The organism is Bradyrhizobium sp. CCBAU 11386 (assembly GCF_028128955.1).
Classification (GTDB): Bacteria; Pseudomonadota; Alphaproteobacteria; order Rhizobiales; family Xanthobacteraceae; genus Bradyrhizobium.
In genome coordinates this window covers 57,092-74,376 of the sequence record NZ_LBKA01000239.1, presented here as the reverse complement: position 1 = coordinate 74,376, position 17,285 = coordinate 57,092, and the positions used below count along the sequence as shown (strand labels likewise).

Below are 17,285 nucleotides of genomic sequence, written 5' to 3'. Positions count from 1 at the left end.
GCGCATGCACGTGCCGGTTCAGGCCATCGACCGCGAGATCTGGCGCGACGGCGCGGCGTCCGAAGGGGCGCGGCTGATCCCGGAAGAGACGCCGCTGGCGCTGACCTATAATGGCGGCACCTATGCCGTCATGATGGGGACGCCGCAGAACCTCGAGGACTTCGCCGTCGGCTTCAGCCTCAGCGAAGGCATCGTCAGATCGGTCGACGACATCCGCTCGCTCGAAATCGTCCGCCTCGACGACGGCATCGAGCTGCGAATGTGGCTTGCGCCGGACGAAGCCGCGCGCATCAGCGAACGGCGGCGTCATATCGCCGGCCCGACCGGTTGCGGCATCTGCGGCATCGAGTCCATTGCCGAAGCCGTGCGGCCTGCGGCCGTCGTGCCGCAGGGGCAGACGTTCACGCCCGAGCAGATCATGGCGGCGATGCAGGCCATCGCGCCGCTCCAATCGATCAACATGCAAACCCGCGCCGTTCACGCCGCCGCGTTCTGGTCCCCTGCCGGCAACATCGCCGCGCTGCGCGAGGATGTCGGCCGCCACAACGCGCTGGACAAGCTCGCAGGTGCGCTGGCGCGCAGCCGGACGGATGCGCGCGGCGGTATGGTGCTGCTGACGAGCCGCGTCTCGGTCGAGATGGTGCAGAAGACCGCCGCGATCGGCGCGCCGCTGATGGTCGCGGTCTCCGCGCCGACCGCGCTCGCGGTCCGCACGGCCGAAGCCGCCGGCATCACGCTGATCGCCATTGCCCGGCAAGACGGGTTCGAAGTGTTTACACATGGCGGCCGCATCGTTGCCTGCCATGCCACGGAGGTTGCCGATGTCGCCTGACCGCCTGATCTACATGGCCAACCAGATCGGCAGGTTCTTCCAGAGCCAGGGCCACGACAAGGCCGTGCCGGGAATCGCCGAGCATATCAAGAAATTCTGGGATCCCCGGATGAAGCGCGCGATCTTCGCCCATCTCGACACGGGCGGCGCTGGCCTGGAGCCGAACGTGCGCGAGGCCATCACCTCGCTGAAGCAGGCGACGTCGCTTCCAACAGCGCCCTGAACGTGCGCCGCACCTCGCTCTGCGTCTCCTTCACCCGCGCCTCCAGCGACGAGAAGTCCGGCGCATCGCCGGCGCGCGCCATCACGCGTTGGAGATCGGTGCCGGCGGTTTCCGGCTTGAAGCCGTCGCTGACGCACAGCCGCAGGATCTGCGTCAGGTCGTGATAGAGCCGCGCTGCGGCGCGCAGGACCTCGGCCTCCGACTGCGGCAGCACGCCGAGCCTGGCCGCATTATCCAGCACCTGAAGCGTGCTGACGTCGAGGATATCCGGCTTGTGATGGGCATGCACGAGCTGGAGATATTGCGCGATGAAGTCGATGTCGATCATGCCGCCGGCGGCATATTTGAGATCCCAATAATCGGTCTCGCCCTTCTCCTGGCCGATCGCGCGCCGCATGTCGGCGACGTCGTTGGCGATGATCGCGGGATCGCGGCGGCGGGTCAGGACATCGCGGATGACGCGCGCGATCCGGTCGCCGAATTCAGCCGAAGCCGACACCACGCGCGCGCGCGTCAGCGCCATGTGCTCCCAGGTCCAGGCCTCGTTGGCCTGGTAATCCGCGAAGGAGGCGAGGCTCGAGGCCACGGGGCCGGCGCGCCCCGACGGGCGCAGCCGCATGTCGATCTCATAGAGCACGCCGTAATTGGTGCGCGTCGTGAAGGCGCTGATCAGGCGCTGGGTGAAGCGGGCGAAATAATGCGCGCCTTGAAGCGACTGCGGCCCATCCGAGTCCGGATTCTCTCGGTCGAAATCGTACAGCAGGATCAGGTCGAGATCGGACGACGCGGTCATTTCGCGGCTGCCGAGCCGGCCCATCGCGATGATCGCCGTCTCCTGCCCCTTGATCCGGCCGTGCTGGGCGGCGAAGCGATCGGCGACGAGACCATGCACGGTGTGGACGACACCTTCCGCGACGTCGGCAAAGGCCGTGCTCGCCTGCTGCGCCGAGACCGTGCCGGAAAGGATACGCGTGCCGATCAGGAACAGGCTCTCCTGCCCGAACAGGCGCAGGCGATCCAGGAACTCCTCATATGAGGCGGCATCCTGCACGGTGGCGGCGAGCCGCCCCGACAATTCCCGCCTGTCCGGCATCGCGCCGAAGAAGCGCGGATCGATCAATCCGTCCATGAGCTGCGGCTGCCGCGCCAGCATCTCGCCGAGCCGCGGCGCCGCGCCCAGCACCAGCGCCACCAGCGCGACGAGATCGCGGTTCTGGCCAAGCAGCGTGATCAGCCGGCCGCCACGCTGGAGCGCCCCAAGGAAATGATCGAACGCCACGACGGCGCGGTCCGGCTCCTCGGCGTGGGCGAGGCCGTCGATCAGGGCCGGCACGAATTCGATGAAGGCGCTTCGTGTCGCCTCATTGCGGAACACGCGATAATCGCCGGTGATCCAGTCGCGCACGGTCTGCGCCACGGCGGCAGGCTTCTTGAAGCCGAGCGTCGTCAGGTGCTGGAGCAGGCGTGGATCGTCGGGACCTGCACCGTAGTCGAGCGCCGGCAGCTTTGCCGTGCCGGTCGGATCGTCGCCCTCGAACAGCTTCTCGTAGTGCCCCTGGACGATCTCGAGCTGGCGCAGCAGATCGCGCGCAAAGGCCTCGCGATCCGGATAGCCGAAGAACCGCGCAAAGCGCCCGACCGCCTCCTTGTCGTCGGGCAGCGCATGGGTCTGCTCGTCGGCGACCATCTGAAGGCGATGCTCGACCCGGCGCAGGAATTCGTATGCTCTGGCGAGCTCGTCACGCGCCGCGAGGGTGATCCAGTTGCTGGCGGCGAGCACATCGAGCGCGGCGAGCGTCGGCCGCACCCGCAATTGCGGATGGCGGCCGCCGGCGATCAGCTGCTGGGTCTGCGCGAAAAACTCGATCTCGCGGATGCCGCCGCGACCGACCTTGACGTTGTGGCCTTCGACCGCGACCTCACTCTGGCCGCGATAGGTCTGCATCTGCCGCTTCATGTCGTGGACGTCGGCAAGCGCGGCGAAGTCGAGATGCTTGCGCCAGACGAAGGGGGCGATCTCGGCGAGCAGCGCCTCGCCTGCCCTGGCATCGCCGGCACAGGCACGCGCCTTGATCATCGCGGCGCGCTCCCAGGTGCGCCCTTCCCGCTCGTAGTAATGCAGCGCGGCGTCCCGCGAGATCGCCACCTGCGTCGAGGACGGATCGGGACGCAGCCGCAGATCGACGCGGAAGACGTAGCCGTCATAGGTGCGCTGCTGGAGAATGCGCGCCATGCCTTGCGTCACGCGAACGAAGAACGGCTGCGGCTCGATATCCGGCGCCAGCGTCGTGGCATCGGGATCGAAGAACACGATGAGGTCGATGTCGCTGGAATAGTTCAGCTCGCCCGCACCCATCTTGCCCATCGCGAGCACGATCAGGCCGCTGCCCTCTTCCGGTGCCTCGGGATTGGGCGGGAATAGTTTTCCACGTGCGGCTTCCTGCCGCAGCAGGTACCGGAGCGCCGCCTGCACGGAGGAGACCGCGACATCGGTCAGCGCCGCCGTCACCCGCATCACTGGCCAGACCCCGCCGATGTCGCACAACGCGGTCAGAAGCGCCGCCTCCGCCTTCGTGCGGCGAAGCAGCCGCATCACCTCGGCCTCGTCAGGTGCCGCGAGCACGGCGCCCCTCGCCTCCGCGATCAGTGCGGCGAGATGAGTATCCGGATCGCATTCGAGCAGCCGGATCAGGCGCAGCGGATCGGCGCGCACCAGATCGAACAGATAGGGCGAGAATTCCGCGATGCCGGCGAGGATATTCCGGGCGAAGGGATGAACCAGCAACGCTTCGAGACGAGCCGATTGTGCCGGCTCGAGCGCGGCCAGCCAGTCTTCGAAACGTCGTTCGTCGGTTGCGGAAGCGGCAATATGGGGAGCCTCCGCGAAGCGCGCGGCCAGGCTCTCACCATGCTTGTCCGCGTTTCCCGGCGCGGAGTGGTTCATGCCACCTTCTGTGGCACATCCGGTATTGGAGGAGCAACCCTGTCGCCCGCGCCCACACGCGCCGGCAGCACCAGCGTGGCGACGAGGCCGGGATGGGCATCGCCCAGTCGCAATTCTCCGCCATGCAATGTGGCAACCGCGGAGGCGAGGCTGAGGCCGAGGCCGGAGCCCGGCAGCGTGCGGCTGGCCTCCAGCCGCACGAATCGTTCGACGACGTGCTTGCGATCGGCTTCGGGGATACCGGGGCCGCGATCGGTGACGCTGAGCAGCACCTGGTCGCCCTCGCGCCTGGCCTCGATGAGGATCTGCCCGGAGTCCATGCTGACCACGGTTCCACCAATCTGCGCGACCGGCTTGCCGTATTTGATCGCGTTCTCGACCAGATTGGCGAGCGCCTGGCTGATCAATTCGCGGTTGGCGTGAACCGGCGTCGGCTCGCATTTGACCTTCAAGGTCATGCCGTCGTCTTCAGCCAGCGGCTCGTAGAGCTCGTGGATGCCGCCCGCGACTTCGGCGGCGTCGAAATCGTCCATGTTGCCGCGCGCCTGGCCGGACTCGGCGCGCGCGATCATCAGCAGCGCGTTGAAGGTGCGGATCAGCCCGTCGGATTCCTCGATGGTCCGCTCCAGCGCGGCGCGATAGTCGGCCTCGCAGCCCGATTTCGCCAACGCCTCCTCGGCGCGGTTGCGCAAGCGCGTCAGCGGCGTCTTGAGATCGTGGGCGATGTTGTCGGAGACCTCCTTCAGCCCCGCCATCAGCGCCTCGATGCGCTCCAGCATGGCGTTGAGGTTTTCGGCGAGGCGGTCGAGCTCGTCGCCGCTGCGCCCCACCGGCAGGCGCTCGCTGAGATCGCCGGTCATGATGCGATGCGCCGTGCCGCTCATCGCGTCGATGCGCCTCAGCACCCTGCGCGCGACGAAGACGCCGCCGCCGAGCCCGAGCACGACCACGATCAGGATCGACCATTGCGCAGCCTTGGCGACGATGCCGAACAGGCGCCGCCGCTCGGCGAGGTCGCGGCCGATCAGAAGCCGGAAGCCGTTCTCCAATTCGGTGACGCGAACCAGCGCACGATGGTCGCGGTCATCCGCGTCCTCGATGCGCCGGTAAGCGGTTTCCGACCACCCGCGCGTCGCCATCACACCGGGCGCGAGCGAGCCGACATTGCCGGCGATCGCCTGCCCCGTCGGCGTCGTCACGAGGTAGAGGTTGGCGCCGGGCCGCAGCGCGCGATATTCGATCGCCAGCACCAGGCCGCGCAGGCCGCGGCGGCCGTAGATCTCGTTGATCTCCGAGGTCTCGGCGTTCACCGTCTGCGTGATTTCCTCGGTGATCAGCCGCCGCGTATTCCAGGCGAAATAGGCGAGCAGCGAGGCTGCGAAAATCGCAAACAGAAACAGGTAAACCAGCGTCAGCCGGAATGCCGTGGTGCGGATCAGCTTACCGAATGCCGTCACGGATCATGTACCCGGCGCCGCGGATCGTGTGCAGCAGAGGCCGCTCAAAACCCTTGTCGATCTTGGAGCGCAGCCGCGAAATGTGCACGTCGATCACGTTGGTCTGCGGATCGAAATGATAGTCCCAGACGTTCTCCAGCAGCATGGTGCGCGTCACCACCTGGCCGGCATGCTTCATGAGGTATTCGAGCAGACGGAATTCGCGCGGCTGAAGCGTCAACTCGTCCTTGCCGCGAGCGACGCGATGGGAGAGCCGGTCGAGCTCGAGATCGCCGACACGATAGAGCGTGTCCTCGGCCGGGCCGCCGCGGCGGCGCGACAGAACCTCGACCCGCGCCAGGAGCTCGGCGAAGGAATAGGGCTTTGGCAGATAATCGTCGCCGCCGGCGCGCAGGCCCTTGATGCGGTCGTCGACCTGCCCGAGCGCGGAGAGAATCAGGACCGGCGCGGTGTTGCCCTTGTCGCGCAGCGCGCCGATCAGCGACAGGCCGTCGCGCTTGGGCAGCATGCGGTCGATCACCAGCACGTCGTAATCGCCGTTCTCGGCCATGGCGAGGCCTTCCTCGCCGTCGGCGGCGTGGTCGGCAATGTGGCCGACTTCGCGAAACGCCTTCACGAGGTAGTCGGCGGATTCGCGGTCGTCTTCAATGATGAGGAGGCGCATCGTGCGTTCGGCGGCGGTCAAGGAGTCAACCTTCTCTAAACATGGCGCGAGCGGCAATCGCATGCAAGCCGAGTGGGAGAGTCTCGGGTCGAGAAAAAGGCGGGCGGTGAAGCTGGGGGGACCTCACCGCCCTAGGCCTTCCGACGGAGGGGGGCGTATTCCACCGGAAGGTAGATTGGGAAGCGAACGTTACGCTGCTCCCCCGAAGGGCGCCGGCGGCTGGGGCGACTGATGCCGGGCGACGCCCTTCATTGCGTAGGCCTCCTGAGGGTTACCCCTTGGCGAGGGGAATCGCGACGAAGCGCGACTGGCCGCCGCTCTTCACGCGCATCAGGACGCTGTTCTTGCTGTCGGACCGCGCCGTGTTGATGGCGTCGCGGACATCGCCGGCGGTGCTCACGCTCTTGCCGCCGACCTCGAGAATCACGTCGCCTTCCTTGAAGCCGCGTTCGGCCGCGGCGCTCTTCGGATCGACTTCGGTGACCACGACGCCTTCCTTGCCGGCGCCGGCCACGGAATTGGCGGGCGCAACCGTCATGCCGAGCTTGGGCACGTCGGTGCCCTTGCTCGCACCCTTGCCGCTGTCGTTATCGATATCGGCCTTGGCCTCGACCGTGTTCGGCAGCTGGCCGAGGGTGAGGTTCACGACCTTGTCCTGGCCCTTGTGCAGCACGTTGAGCTTCACGGTCGCGCCGGGTGCCATGCCGCCGATGGTGCGGGCGAGTTCGCGGGCATCCTTGACGGATTCGCCGTTGACCGAGGTGATCACGTCGCCGGACTCGATGCCGGCCTTCGCGGCCGGACCGTTCGCCTGCGGCTCCGCCACCAGCGCGCCTTCGGCCTTCTTCATGCCGAGGCTGTCGGCGATATCAGACGTCACCGGCTGGATCTGCACGCCGATCCAGCCGCGGCTGACCGAACCCTTGTCCTTGAGCTGGGCAACAACCGTCTTCACGGTGTTGGCCGGGATCGAGAACGCGATGCCGACGCTGCCGCCGGAGGGCGAGTAGATCGCGGTGTTGACGCCCATCACCTCGCCGTTGGTGTCGAAGGCGGGACCGCCGGAATTGCCCTTGTTCACGGGCGCGTCGATCTGGATGAAATCGTCATAGGGACCGTTGCCGATGTCGCGGCCGCTGGCCGAGACGATGCCGGCTGTCACGGTGCCGCCGAGGCCGAAGGGATTGCCGACCGCGAGCACCCAGTCGCCGATCCGCGGCTTGGCGTCGGCCAGCTTGGCGAACGGGAAGTTCGAGCCGCCCTCGACCTTGATCAGGGCGAGGTCGGTGCGCTGATCGGTGCCGATCACCTTGGCGGTATAGGTCTTGCCGTCGTCGGTGGTGACCTCGACCTTGTCGGCGCCGTCGACCACGTGGTTGTTGGTCACGGCGAAGCCGTCGGCCGAGATGAAGAAGCCGGAGCCCTGACCCTGCACGACGCGGCCACGACCACCGCCCTTCAGGCCGGGGATGCCATCCGGCCCGCCGAAGCGGCGGAAGAAACGCTCCATCGGCGAGCCCGGCTGGAACGGCGAGGAGGAATCATCGCCGTCGTCGTTGCTCGCGGTCTTCTCCTTGATGTTGACCTTCACCGAGATCACCGACGGCTTCACGCGCTCGACGATGTCGGCGAAACCGACCGGGCGCTCGACCTTCCGGACCTCGTTGTTGACCTGCGCATGCGCCGGGCTCGAGAACAGGTCGGCCGGCGACACCGACGGGCTGAAGCCGTAGACGGCGGCGCCGAGGCCGGCGACGACCGAGGCCATCAGCGCGATCTTGCGCGCGGAGAAGACCGACCGGCGCGACTGCCGATAGGACGGAAGGTTCGAAAGGTCGGGACGTTCGGTCATGCAGATATCTCCAGGGCCTTGAAATCGATTTGGTGCCGGATGCCAGCACCTTGCGGACCTGAAGATGGGGACTCCCGCCTTACCGTGCGCTGGCGGCGAGGTTAAACTTTCGTAATGAAGGGCGATGCTGATGCGGCAGTTTAGCGCAGACCGAAAGTTGTGGTCTTACAGGAACTTATTCGAGTTCCGGTGACCGGCGCCGAACCAGGTTTTTGGCGGCCTTAGCTCGCCCTGACGCTGACGATGAACTCGTCGACTTCACGCTTCAGGGTCTCGGCCTGCTGCGACAGATCGACGGCGGAATCCCGGGCCTCGGCCGCCATGCGGCCGGTCTCGGCGGAGGTCGAGGTGATCTGGACGATGTGATTGGACACGTCGAGCGTGCCGCGCGCTGCGTCCTGGACGCTGCGCGAGATGTCCTGGGTGGCGTTGCGCTGCTGGGCGGTGTCGACCTCGATGCCGGACATGATCGACGAGATCTCCGACAGCGTCTTCGAGATGCCGTCGATCGCCTCGCGCGTCTCCGCGGTGATGCCCTGGATGCTGGCGACATGGGAGGTGATCTCCTCGGTCGCCTTGCTGGTCTGGTGCGCGAGGCTCTTCACCTCGGAGGCGACGACGGCAAACCCCTTGCCGGCCTCCCCTGCCCGCGCCGCCTCGATGGTGGCGTTGAGCGCCAGGAGGTTGGTCTGCGACGCGATCGCCTGCACGAGCTGCACGACCTCGCCGATCTTGTCGGCGGCATCCGACAGCGTGTGGATGGTGTCGCGGCTCTTCTCGGCTTGCGCCGCCGCGCCCTCGGCGCGCTGGGTCGCATCGGTGACGCGGCGGCTGATCGTGCCGATCGAATTCGTCATCTCCTCGGCGGAGCCCGCGACCGTCTGGACGCTGGCGCTGGCCTGGCTCGCTCCGCTCGCCACCGCATTGGCCTTGGTGCTGGTGTCGTTGGCCGTCCGCGACAGCGTCTCGGCGTTGCTCTTCAGATGCACGGCCGACGAGGCCACCCTGTCGACGACGCTGGCGACGAGGTCGTTGAAGCGCTTGATCCGGGCGTCGAGGAATTTCGACCGCTCGGCCTGGTGCTGCGCTTCACGCAATTGCTGCTCGGTGAGGCGGCGCCGTTCGAGCCCATTGGTCTTGAAGACCTCCAGCGCGCCGGCGAGCAGGCCGATCTCGTTGGTGCGGCCAAGGCCCGGCACGGGCGTTTCGAACTTCTGGTCGGCGACCTCGCGCATGGCATGCACGATCGCCGCCAAGGGACTGAGGATGCCGTTGCGCACGGCAAACCAGGTCGTGAGGCAGATCGTGCAGGCGACGACCGCGATCACGCCGCAAGCGATCAGGAAATAGGAGAATGCGGCCTGTGCCTGCTGGTAGATCTGCATCGCGTGATCGCGCGCGGGCCCGCTCAGCGCAGCAAAGTCCGACGACAGGCTGGTGATCTCGTTGTTGAGATAGAGCACCGCGACGAATCCGGTGCCGCCGCCGATGCCCAGCAGGAACAATAGTGCAGCGACAACGGCGCCGACCAGGAAGCGGATCGTCAGATTGCTGTTCGCGAACATCGGAGAGCTCAGAGTCTGGAATCAAATCTCGGGACAAGCTTCCAGACAAAGGTCAACATTGCATGAAATACGCGGGCGGCGGCCGGCGCCCTACGTAGCTCTACGTAGCCGGGACGACTCGAAGCAGCTAGGAGGATTTGGCCTCGTCCGACATCAATGCCGCGAGCCTCGCCTCTTCATCGGGCGTGAGCGGCGGCGCCGGTACGTCTGCACCGCTCCGCGAGCGACGCCGGATTTGCAGCCACAGCGCCAGGCCGCCGCCCATCAGCAGCAGCGGCCCGAGCAGCCACAGCAGCATGGTCTGCCGCTCGAAGCGCGGCTTGAGCAGCACGAACTCGCCATAGCGCGCGACCAGGAAGTCGAGCACCTGCGAGTTGCTGTCGCCGGCCGCGATGCGCTCGCGCACCAGGAGCCGCAGGTCGCGCGCCAGCGGCGCATCGGAATCGTCGATCGACTGGTTCTGGCAGACCATGCAGCGCAGCTCGCGCGACAAGTCGCGCGCGCGCGTCTCCTTCGCCGGATCCGACATGATCTCGTCGGGCTGCACCGCATGCACCGCAGGCGAAGCCAGCAGCGCAAGCGCGACGAACGCGGCCATCATCCGGCGCATCGGATCACTCCGCCGGTTGCAGGCGCGGCTTGGCCCGCGCCGGTTTTGGCGCGCCGACCCGCAGGCGGCGGTCGGACAGCGACAGCACGCCGCCGAAGGCCATCAGCACCGGACCCCACCAGATCAGCAGCACCAGCGGCTTGTGATAGATGCGCACGGCAATCGCGCCCTCGGCGTTGGCATCGCCCAGCGAGATGTAGAGCTGGCTCGCACCGCGGGTCAGCAGCGCGGCTTCCGTGGTGGAGGAGCCGCGGGTGGTGAAGCTGCGCTTGGACGGCGTCATGACGCTCAGCGTCTCACCGTCGCGGCTGACGTTGAACTCGGCGATCATCTCGCGGTAATTCGGGCCCTGACGCTGAAACAACCCGTCGAGCTTGACGTCGTAGCCGGCGACATGGGCGACGTCGCTCTGCTTCATCGTCGCGATATATTCGCTGTTCCAGGTGGTCTCGCACACGATCCCGATCAGCGCGACGCCGAGGCCGGCATGCGCCAACGCCGCGCCCCAGGCCGAGCGTGGCAGGCCGCGCGCCCGGTGCAGCACCGTTGCGAACGGCAGACGGACCAGGCCCGTCCGCTCGACCAGATCGGTGACGGCGCCGGCGATGACGAAGACGCCAAGCCCGATCGCGAGCGGCGCGAGCGCGCTGCCACCACGCGTCCAGGCCCAGACGATCGCGGTGACGACGAGCCCGGCAACGCCAGCCGCGAGCAGGCGCTGGGTGACGCCGAGCAGATCGCCGCGCTTCCACGCCAGCATCGGCCCGAACGGCACGGCGAGCAGCAACAGGGTAAACAGCGGAGCAAAGGTGAGGTTGTAGAACGGCGCACCGACCGACATCTTGAAGTCGGCGAGCATCTCCATCGCCAGCGGATAGAGCGTGCCGAACAGCACGACCGCGCAGGCGACGGTCAGCAGCAGATTGTTCAGCACCAGCGCGCCCTCGCGCGAGATCGGCGCGAACAGGCCGCCCTGCTTCAATGATGTCGCGCGGCCTGCGAACAGCGACAGGCTGCCGCCGATGAACAGGCAGAGGATCAGCAGAATGAACACGCCGCGGGTCGGATCGGTGGCGAAGGCATGCACGGAGGTGATGACGCCGGACCGCACCAGGAAGGTGCCGAGCAGCGACAGCGAGAAGGTCAGGATCGACAACAGGATGGTCCAGACCTTCAGCGCGTTGCGCTTCTCCATCACCAGCGCCGAATGCAGCAGCGCCGTCCCGGCAAGCCACGGCATCAGCGAGGCGTTCTCGACCGGATCCCAGAACCACCAGCCGCCCCAGCCGAGCTCGTAATAGGCCCAGTAGGAGCCCATCGCGATGCCGAGCGTCAGGAAGATCCAGGCAACCAGCGTCCACGGCCGCACCCACCGCGCCCAGGCGGCGTCGATCCGTCCCTCCATCAGCGCCGCGATGGCAAAGGAGAACGAGATCGAGAAGCCGACATAGCCGAGATAGAGCATCGGCGGATGCACGGCGAGACCGATGTCCTGCAGCACGGGATTGAGATCGCGTCCCTCGATCGGCGGGCTGGCGATACGCAGGAACGGGTTCGAGGTCACCAGGATGAAGAGATAGAAGGCGCTGGCGATCCAGGCCTGCACGGCGAGCACATGCGCGCGCAGCGACAGCGGAAGGTTGTTGCCGAACGCCGCGACCAATCCGCCGAACAGCGCCAGGATCGACACCCACAGCAGCATCGAGCCTTCATGGTTTCCCCACACGCCGGTGATCTTGTAGAGCAGCGGCTTCATCGAATGCGAATTCTCGTAGACGTTGGCGACGGAGAAATCCGAATTCACATGCAGCATCACCAGCGCCACGAACGAGGCGCCGACGAACAGCAACTGTGCCAGTGCGGTGGAGCGCGCCACGTTCATCAGCGCATCGTCGCGCAGCCGCGCGCCGATCAGCGGCACGATGGATTGGATCAGCGCCAGCCCGAGCGCCAGCACCAGCGCGTAATGCCCGGATTCCGCGATCACCGCACCGCTCCTTGCGGGTTGCCCTGCGCTGTCGTGGCCGCAGGCTTGACGCCATCAGAAGCCTTGCCGCCGTAATCGTCCTTCCAGTGCCCCTGCTTCTTCAGGGCATCTGCGACGTCCTTGGGCATGTAGGTCTCGTCGTGCTTGGCAAGCACGGTGTCGGCCTTGAACACGCCGTTGGCATCGAGCGCGCCTTCGGCGACAACGCCCTGCCCTTCGCGGAACAGGTCGGGCAGGATGCCCTTGTAGGCGACCGGCAGCTTGGCGTTGCCGTCGGCGACCTCGAAGCTCACCACGAGATTGTCGCCGCGCTGGAGCGAGCCCGGCTGCACCAGGCCGCCGAGGCGAAACCGCCTGCCGGCCTGGACGTGCTTCTCGGCGACCATGGTCGGTGTCGAGAAGAACACGATGGAGTCGCGAAGTGCGTTGAGCACCAGCGCGGCGGCGAGCGCGAGCACGGCGAGCGAGCCGCCGATGATGGTCATGCGTCGCTGCTTGCGGGTCATGGCGTATCCGTTCTCCGCTGGTCTCGTCCTGACATCGTCATCCGTCGAGCCCGAGAGTTTTGAGGCCTTCGTTGAGCTGGCGGAGCCGTTCGCCATCCTTGGCGACCGCTTGACGGGCATCGCTCGATGCGCCGACCGCCTTGTCGCGATCGCCCATCACGAGATAAGCGCGCACCAGGCGCAACCAGCCCTCGACATCGTCGCCGTTCTGCTTCAAGCGCGTCGCCAGACGTTCGACCATGCCGCGGACCATGGCGCCGCGATCGCCCTCGCTCATGTCCTTGGAAGCTGCAATGGTCTCGTCCGACAGTGCCGGCATCGTGCCGCCGCCGACCCGCGCCAGCGAGGACTGCACCAAGGGCCGCCACGGCGCATCCGCCGGAGCCTTGGCCAGCAGCGCGCGCCAGATGGTGGCGGCATCGTCCTTGCGGCCGTCCTGCTCGGCGGCGAGACCGAGGAAGTAGTTCGCCTTGGGATCGTCCGCGTTCAGGGCATGCGCGCGCTCGAACTCGGTCTTGGCCTCGGCCGTCACCACGCCGCCCGCAGCGGCCGAGATTGCTTCGCCGAGATCGGATCTGCGCTCCGGGCTCTCACCATTGTAGGTGAGCGAGTTGCGATAGGCCCGCACCGCATCGTCGAACCGGCCGAGCCGCTCCAGCACCGGCGCGAGCACGTTCCAGCCGCGTCCGTCGGTCGGATTCTTTTCCAGATGTTGCTCGACCTGCACGACGAGGTTCTCCAGCGATCGCGCCATGCCGGAACCGGACCCGCGCTCCCGCTGCGCCAGCGGAAAGTCCTGAAGCCGGGGTGAGCCGAGCGGCATGTAGACGCCGATCGCAACGAGCGGCAGACCGACAAGCGCCAGTACGGCTGCCGTGCGGCGCCATTTCAGGCTCGATGTCGGCTCCGACACGGGCTCGCTGCTGGCGGCAGCGAGCAGCCTGCGGCTGATCTCGACACGCGCAGCCTCGGCTTCAGGCGCAGCGATCAGTCCCGAGGCAAGGTCACGCTCGATCTCGGTCAACTGGTCCTTGTAGACCGCGACCTCGCTGCCCTGATTTTGCACGCGCGCGCTGCGGCCGAGCGGCCAGAGCACGGCGAAAATCGCCGCGACCGTCATCAGCGCGAACACGAACCATAGCGTCATCTGGCAAGCTTCCGGCAGCGCGCCACCCGCGCCCATAGGTGGCTTTACACCACGGCCGGACGATGCGGCAATTGACAATTGTCAATTCGGCGCGACCGGCCACAGCCCCGAAACGGCGGAAATCCAACGGGTTAGCCGATCTCGAAGTCCACACTCCGAGCGGCGTCCTCGCCGTGACCGTTGAAGGCCTTCAGGAAGTATGTTCCCGGCTCGATGACGTCAGGCAATCTGATGCGCAACGCTCCGACCGGAACCGGAGATGCAACCCTGGTGACCGTCTCAGGCAGTTGCCGACCGCTTGCCTTCTCGACCAGCACCACCTTCGCGCCGACCATCAGTCTTTGATATTTGGCAACAATGACGCGGTTGTCGATTTCGATGGAGCTGATAACGGGTTTCATGCGCCCACAAATAGAAATTCCCCGGACTTGCACCGGGACCGTAGGGCCCGTCACCGGCAGCGTCAACTACAAATTGTGATCAGAAAAATATGCGACTGAATCAGCTTGCGCGCGACGATTTGCGCTCGCCCGTGAGTGCGTTCTCCGCGGCGCGGCTCATCAGCGACGCGTAATCATCGCCGAACAGTACCTGGCAGAAGCGAATCGCGGCCTGCACCTGCTGCTGCCGATAGGTGCGGACCTTGAGATCGGCGGCGCGCAGCGACTGCACCAGCTGCTCGGTCGAGCGCTCGACATATTGCTGCAGGTCGGAATAGGTGCGCAGCGTCACCTCGTTGATCGCGAGCTCGCTGGCGTAGTTGCGGCAGGTCGCGACGAAATCGATCAGCGCCGCGGTTTCCTCCACCTCGGTGCTGTCGATCCGCGCGCCCGGCGGAATGTCCTTCTCGGGGCGCTGGCGCAGGATGCGGCGAACGCGGCCGGGAACGCTGTCGATCTCGGATTGCAGCGCATTGGAGATATCGGCCCGGATCGAGGTCAGCTGCTTGCCCCAGGCGGAATCGTTGCGCAGGTCGAGCTCGGTGCGCAGGCCGCGCACGCCGTCATGCAACGCCTTGAGATTGTCGGCGACGTTGTCGAAATGGCCGCGCTTGATGTCCATGCGCAGGATCGCGGCCACGCAGGACAGATCGTGCAGGGCGATCGTGACGGCGACGCCATAGGGCGTTGCCGCCACACGGATCTCGTCGTCGGATGCGGCAATCTTGATGGCGAGGCGGATGATCTGCCACGGCGCGGTCATGCGCTGCACGACGATCGACAGCGCGAAGGGCAGCATCTGCGGGGTCTGGAGGACGGGGATGTTGAGCGCCGACGTCACCGAGGCAATCTGGGAGTCGCCGAAGGCGCGCAGGAAGCGCGGCAGCTTCTCGTTCAGGGTGGCGATGGCGTCCCGGACCTGGAGCACCGCCCCAACCGAATAGAGGTCCTCGATCACGTTGGGCGGGCCGACACGGGCCAGCGCGCGCGACTTGTCGCCGCCGCCCGGCCCCGTCAGCTGGAAGATGGCGTCCGCGGCCACCGCCTGGAGCTTCTGGGCGAGCGCTTCGACCTGCCCCGCACTGTCGGCAGCCGGCATGCGCGCCAGCGTCGCCTCGAATTCATTCACCTTGTCCGGAGCGCCGTCACGGCCGAGCCATTGCCAGATCGGATGCAGCGAGGAGCGGCGGATCTGTCCGACCCGGATCGGAGCGCCCGCCTCGACGAGGAACGGTTCCAGCACCTGGAACAGGAGCCGCGACAGGTCGTCCGTGCGCGGTGGCGGGGTTTCGTCGGCTTCCGTCTTGCGGACGATCTTGCGCAGCTGCTCGAGCACGAGGGTCGCCACAGCCGTGTCCTGGCCGCGTTCGAGCGCGCGCTCGAACTCCCGCATCAGCAGCGCCTGCGACTGCGGCGGGAGCTGCGCAAGATATTCCCTCAGCCGCTCGATCGATGTCTGGCTCATGCGCCCGGGTAATGCACGGTAAAGTGGCGGACATGGGATGCGTCCGGGCGCGATCATAGGAGGCTGCGCCTTAAGAAGCCGTTGAGGACGTTGGCTCGAATCCTCCCGTTTGCTTGCGGATCGGCGGTTCCGGAGCGAAAAAATCCTGTTGGAACAAAGGATTATATTCCGGGGAGAACCAACTCGGCCCGCAAGCCGCCAATCGGCGCGCCGCCGAGGGAGAGGCTGCCGCCATAGAGCGCGGCAAGGTCGACCACGATGGAGAGCCCGAGCCCCGAGCCGGGCTTGGACTCGTCGAGCCGCTGGCCACGCCGGGAGACCTGGGTGCGCTCCGCCTCCGACAGGCCGCGGCCATCGTCATCGACGATGATCCGCAGGCGCGGACCCGCGCCTGCCTGGTGCGGCGCTTCCACCAACACCTCGATGAAGACCCGGGAGGCCGCCCATTTGCAGGCATTGTCGACGAGATTGCCGACCATCTCCTCAAGATCCTGCCGCTCGCCCCGAAATTTTGCCGACGGATCGGCCTTGGCCTCGACCATGATGCCGCGGTCGCGGTGGATCTTCTCCATCGTCCGCCGCAGCGCCTCGATGGCGGGCGCCACCTCCGTCACGGTCGCGACGACCGAAACGCGCGCGGCGATGCGCGCCCGCTCCAGGTGATGGGCGACCTGGTCGCGCATCACGTCCGCCTGCTCCATCACCTTGGCCGCGAACGGATCGGCGGCGTGTACGCCGGCCTCGTTGACGATGACCGAAAGCGGCGTCTTGATCGCATGGGCGAGATTGCCGACATGGGTGCGCGCGCGCTCGACGATCTCGCGATTGGCGTCGATCAGCGCGTTGGTCTCGCGCGCGAGCGGCGCGATCTCGACCGGGAATTCGCCCTCGAGGCGCTCCGCCCGCCCGGAGCGGATGTCGGCGATCGACTCCGAGATGCGCTTGAGCGGCGCGAGGCCGAAGCGGACCTGGAACACCGTGGTCAGGAGCAGCACGATGCCGAGCGCGGTGAAGGTGCCGCCGAGATAGTAGTCGAAGCTGCGCGTCTCGTCGAAAATCTCGGTGTCGTCGCCGGCGACGCTGACCAGATATTTGCCGTCGGCGCCGAGATCGACCGGCCGTTCCACCATCCGCAGGTTCTGCCCCTCGGGACCGTCGACATAGCCGAGCCGGATGCCGGCGGCGGTGAGCTCGGCGCCCTGCTCCTCCAGCTTCGGCAGCTTCTTGTCCCAGAGCGAGCGCGAGGAGCGCACCTCGGGCTTTTCGGTGTCGGTGCGCGTGATCTGCCAATACCAGCCGGACAGCGGCAGCTCGAACAGGGGCTCGCCGAGCGACTGGAACTGGCGGTCCGGCGGCTCGTCCGGGGTCGCGACCTCCGCGATCAGCGTGCGGAGATAGAGATTGAGCCGGCGGTCGAAGGCGCGCTCGGTCGCGTTCTTGTAGACCGACGACAGCACCACGCCGGTGATGGCCAGGATCACCACGAGCCACGCCGTCGCCGACAGGAACAGGCGGTTCGCAAGCGAGCTAGCGGCCATCGGAACGATCCCGGGAGGCGCAGGATGGAAGGGCGTCGGACGTCATGACCGGACC

General features: G+C 66.8%; 14 protein-coding genes. 2 read left to right on the top strand and 12 right to left on the bottom strand.

Annotated features, from left to right (window positions below; all coding sequences use genetic code 11):
• Nucleotides 1-4: 4 nt before the first annotated feature.
• Both fdhD and XI09_RS26055 read left to right on the top strand, forming a co-directional pair.
• The gene (gene fdhD / locus XI09_RS26060; protein WP_271569387.1) at nt 5-832 is read left to right on the top strand and encodes a formate dehydrogenase accessory sulfurtransferase FdhD; all 828 of its coding nucleotides are present in this window, start codon (nt 5-7) and stop codon (nt 830-832) included.
• Nucleotides 822-1,055 carry a formate dehydrogenase subunit delta gene (locus XI09_RS26055; RefSeq protein ID WP_177234716.1) on the top strand — a complete coding sequence of 78 codons (234 nt, stop codon included), beginning with the start codon at nt 822-824 and terminating at the stop codon, nt 1,053-1,055. Before fdhD ends, XI09_RS26055 begins: the two co-directional genes overlap by 11 nt.
• On the opposite strand, the gene XI09_RS26050 is transcribed toward XI09_RS26055, so the two are convergent.
• The 12 genes from XI09_RS26050 to XI09_RS25995 all read right to left on the bottom strand — a co-directional run bounded on the left by XI09_RS26050 (nt 1,012) and on the right by XI09_RS25995 (nt 17,230).
• Nucleotides 1,012-3,999: a bifunctional [glutamine synthetase] adenylyltransferase/[glutamine synthetase]-adenylyl-L-tyrosine phosphorylase gene (locus XI09_RS26050; RefSeq protein ID WP_271569386.1), complete on the bottom strand. Its 2,988-nt coding sequence runs from the start codon at nt 3,997-3,999 to the stop codon at nt 1,012-1,014. The two genes, XI09_RS26055 and XI09_RS26050, sit on opposite strands and share 44 nt — an antisense overlap.
• Entirely contained in the window at nt 3,996-5,456 is a 1,461-nt protein-coding gene (locus tag XI09_RS26045; RefSeq protein ID WP_271569385.1) for a sensor histidine kinase, read from the bottom strand. The genes XI09_RS26050 and XI09_RS26045 overlap by 4 nt, the downstream gene beginning before the upstream one ends.
• On the bottom strand, nt 5,440-6,120 hold the full coding sequence (locus tag XI09_RS26040) for a response regulator transcription factor (protein WP_271569410.1): 681 nt from the start codon (nt 6,118-6,120) through the stop codon (nt 5,440-5,442). Before XI09_RS26040 ends, XI09_RS26045 begins: the two co-directional genes overlap by 17 nt.
• A 271-nt stretch (nt 6,121-6,391) precedes the next feature.
• The gene (locus XI09_RS26035; RefSeq protein WP_271569384.1) at nt 6,392-7,972 is read right to left on the bottom strand and encodes a Do family serine endopeptidase; all 1,581 of its coding nucleotides are present in this window, start codon (nt 7,970-7,972) and stop codon (nt 6,392-6,394) included.
• A 221-nt stretch (nt 7,973-8,193) separates the two neighbouring features.
• Nucleotides 8,194-9,537, bottom strand: coding sequence for a methyl-accepting chemotaxis protein (locus XI09_RS26030; protein ID WP_271569383.1), 1,344 nt, complete (start codon nt 9,535-9,537; stop codon nt 8,194-8,196).
• 127 nt (nt 9,538-9,664) lie between these two features.
• A complete protein-coding gene (locus XI09_RS26025; RefSeq protein WP_092188940.1) occupies nt 9,665-10,147 on the bottom strand; it encodes a cytochrome c-type biogenesis protein in 483 nt (160 codons plus the stop codon).
• Nucleotides 10,148-10,151: 4 nt separating this feature from the next.
• Entirely contained in the window at nt 10,152-12,134 is a 1,983-nt protein-coding gene (locus XI09_RS26020; protein ID WP_271569382.1) for a heme lyase CcmF/NrfE family subunit, read from the bottom strand.
• A complete protein-coding gene (gene ccmE / locus XI09_RS26015; RefSeq protein ID WP_271569381.1) occupies nt 12,131-12,640 on the bottom strand; it encodes a cytochrome c maturation protein CcmE in 510 nt (169 codons plus the stop codon). The genes XI09_RS26020 and ccmE overlap by 4 nt, the downstream gene beginning before the upstream one ends.
• Before the next feature lie 37 nt (nt 12,641-12,677).
• Entirely contained in the window at nt 12,678-13,787 is a 1,110-nt protein-coding gene (gene ccmI / locus XI09_RS26010; RefSeq protein ID WP_271569380.1) for a c-type cytochrome biogenesis protein CcmI, read from the bottom strand.
• 131 nt (nt 13,788-13,918) lie between these two features.
• Nucleotides 13,919-14,188: a hypothetical protein gene (locus tag XI09_RS26005; RefSeq protein ID WP_271569409.1), complete on the bottom strand. Its 270-nt coding sequence runs from the start codon at nt 14,186-14,188 to the stop codon at nt 13,919-13,921.
• A gap of 100 nt (nt 14,189-14,288) precedes the next feature.
• Complete coding sequence (locus tag XI09_RS26000) at nt 14,289-15,692, bottom strand: hypothetical protein (protein ID WP_271569379.1); 1,404 nt, start codon at nt 15,690-15,692, stop codon at nt 14,289-14,291.
• A gap of 161 nt (nt 15,693-15,853) precedes the next feature.
• Nucleotides 15,854-17,230 (bottom strand): sensor histidine kinase, encoded by a 1,377-nt coding sequence (locus tag XI09_RS25995; RefSeq protein ID WP_092188950.1) that lies wholly within the window; start codon nt 17,228-17,230, stop codon nt 15,854-15,856.
• Between the last annotated feature and the right edge of the window lie 55 nt (nt 17,231-17,285).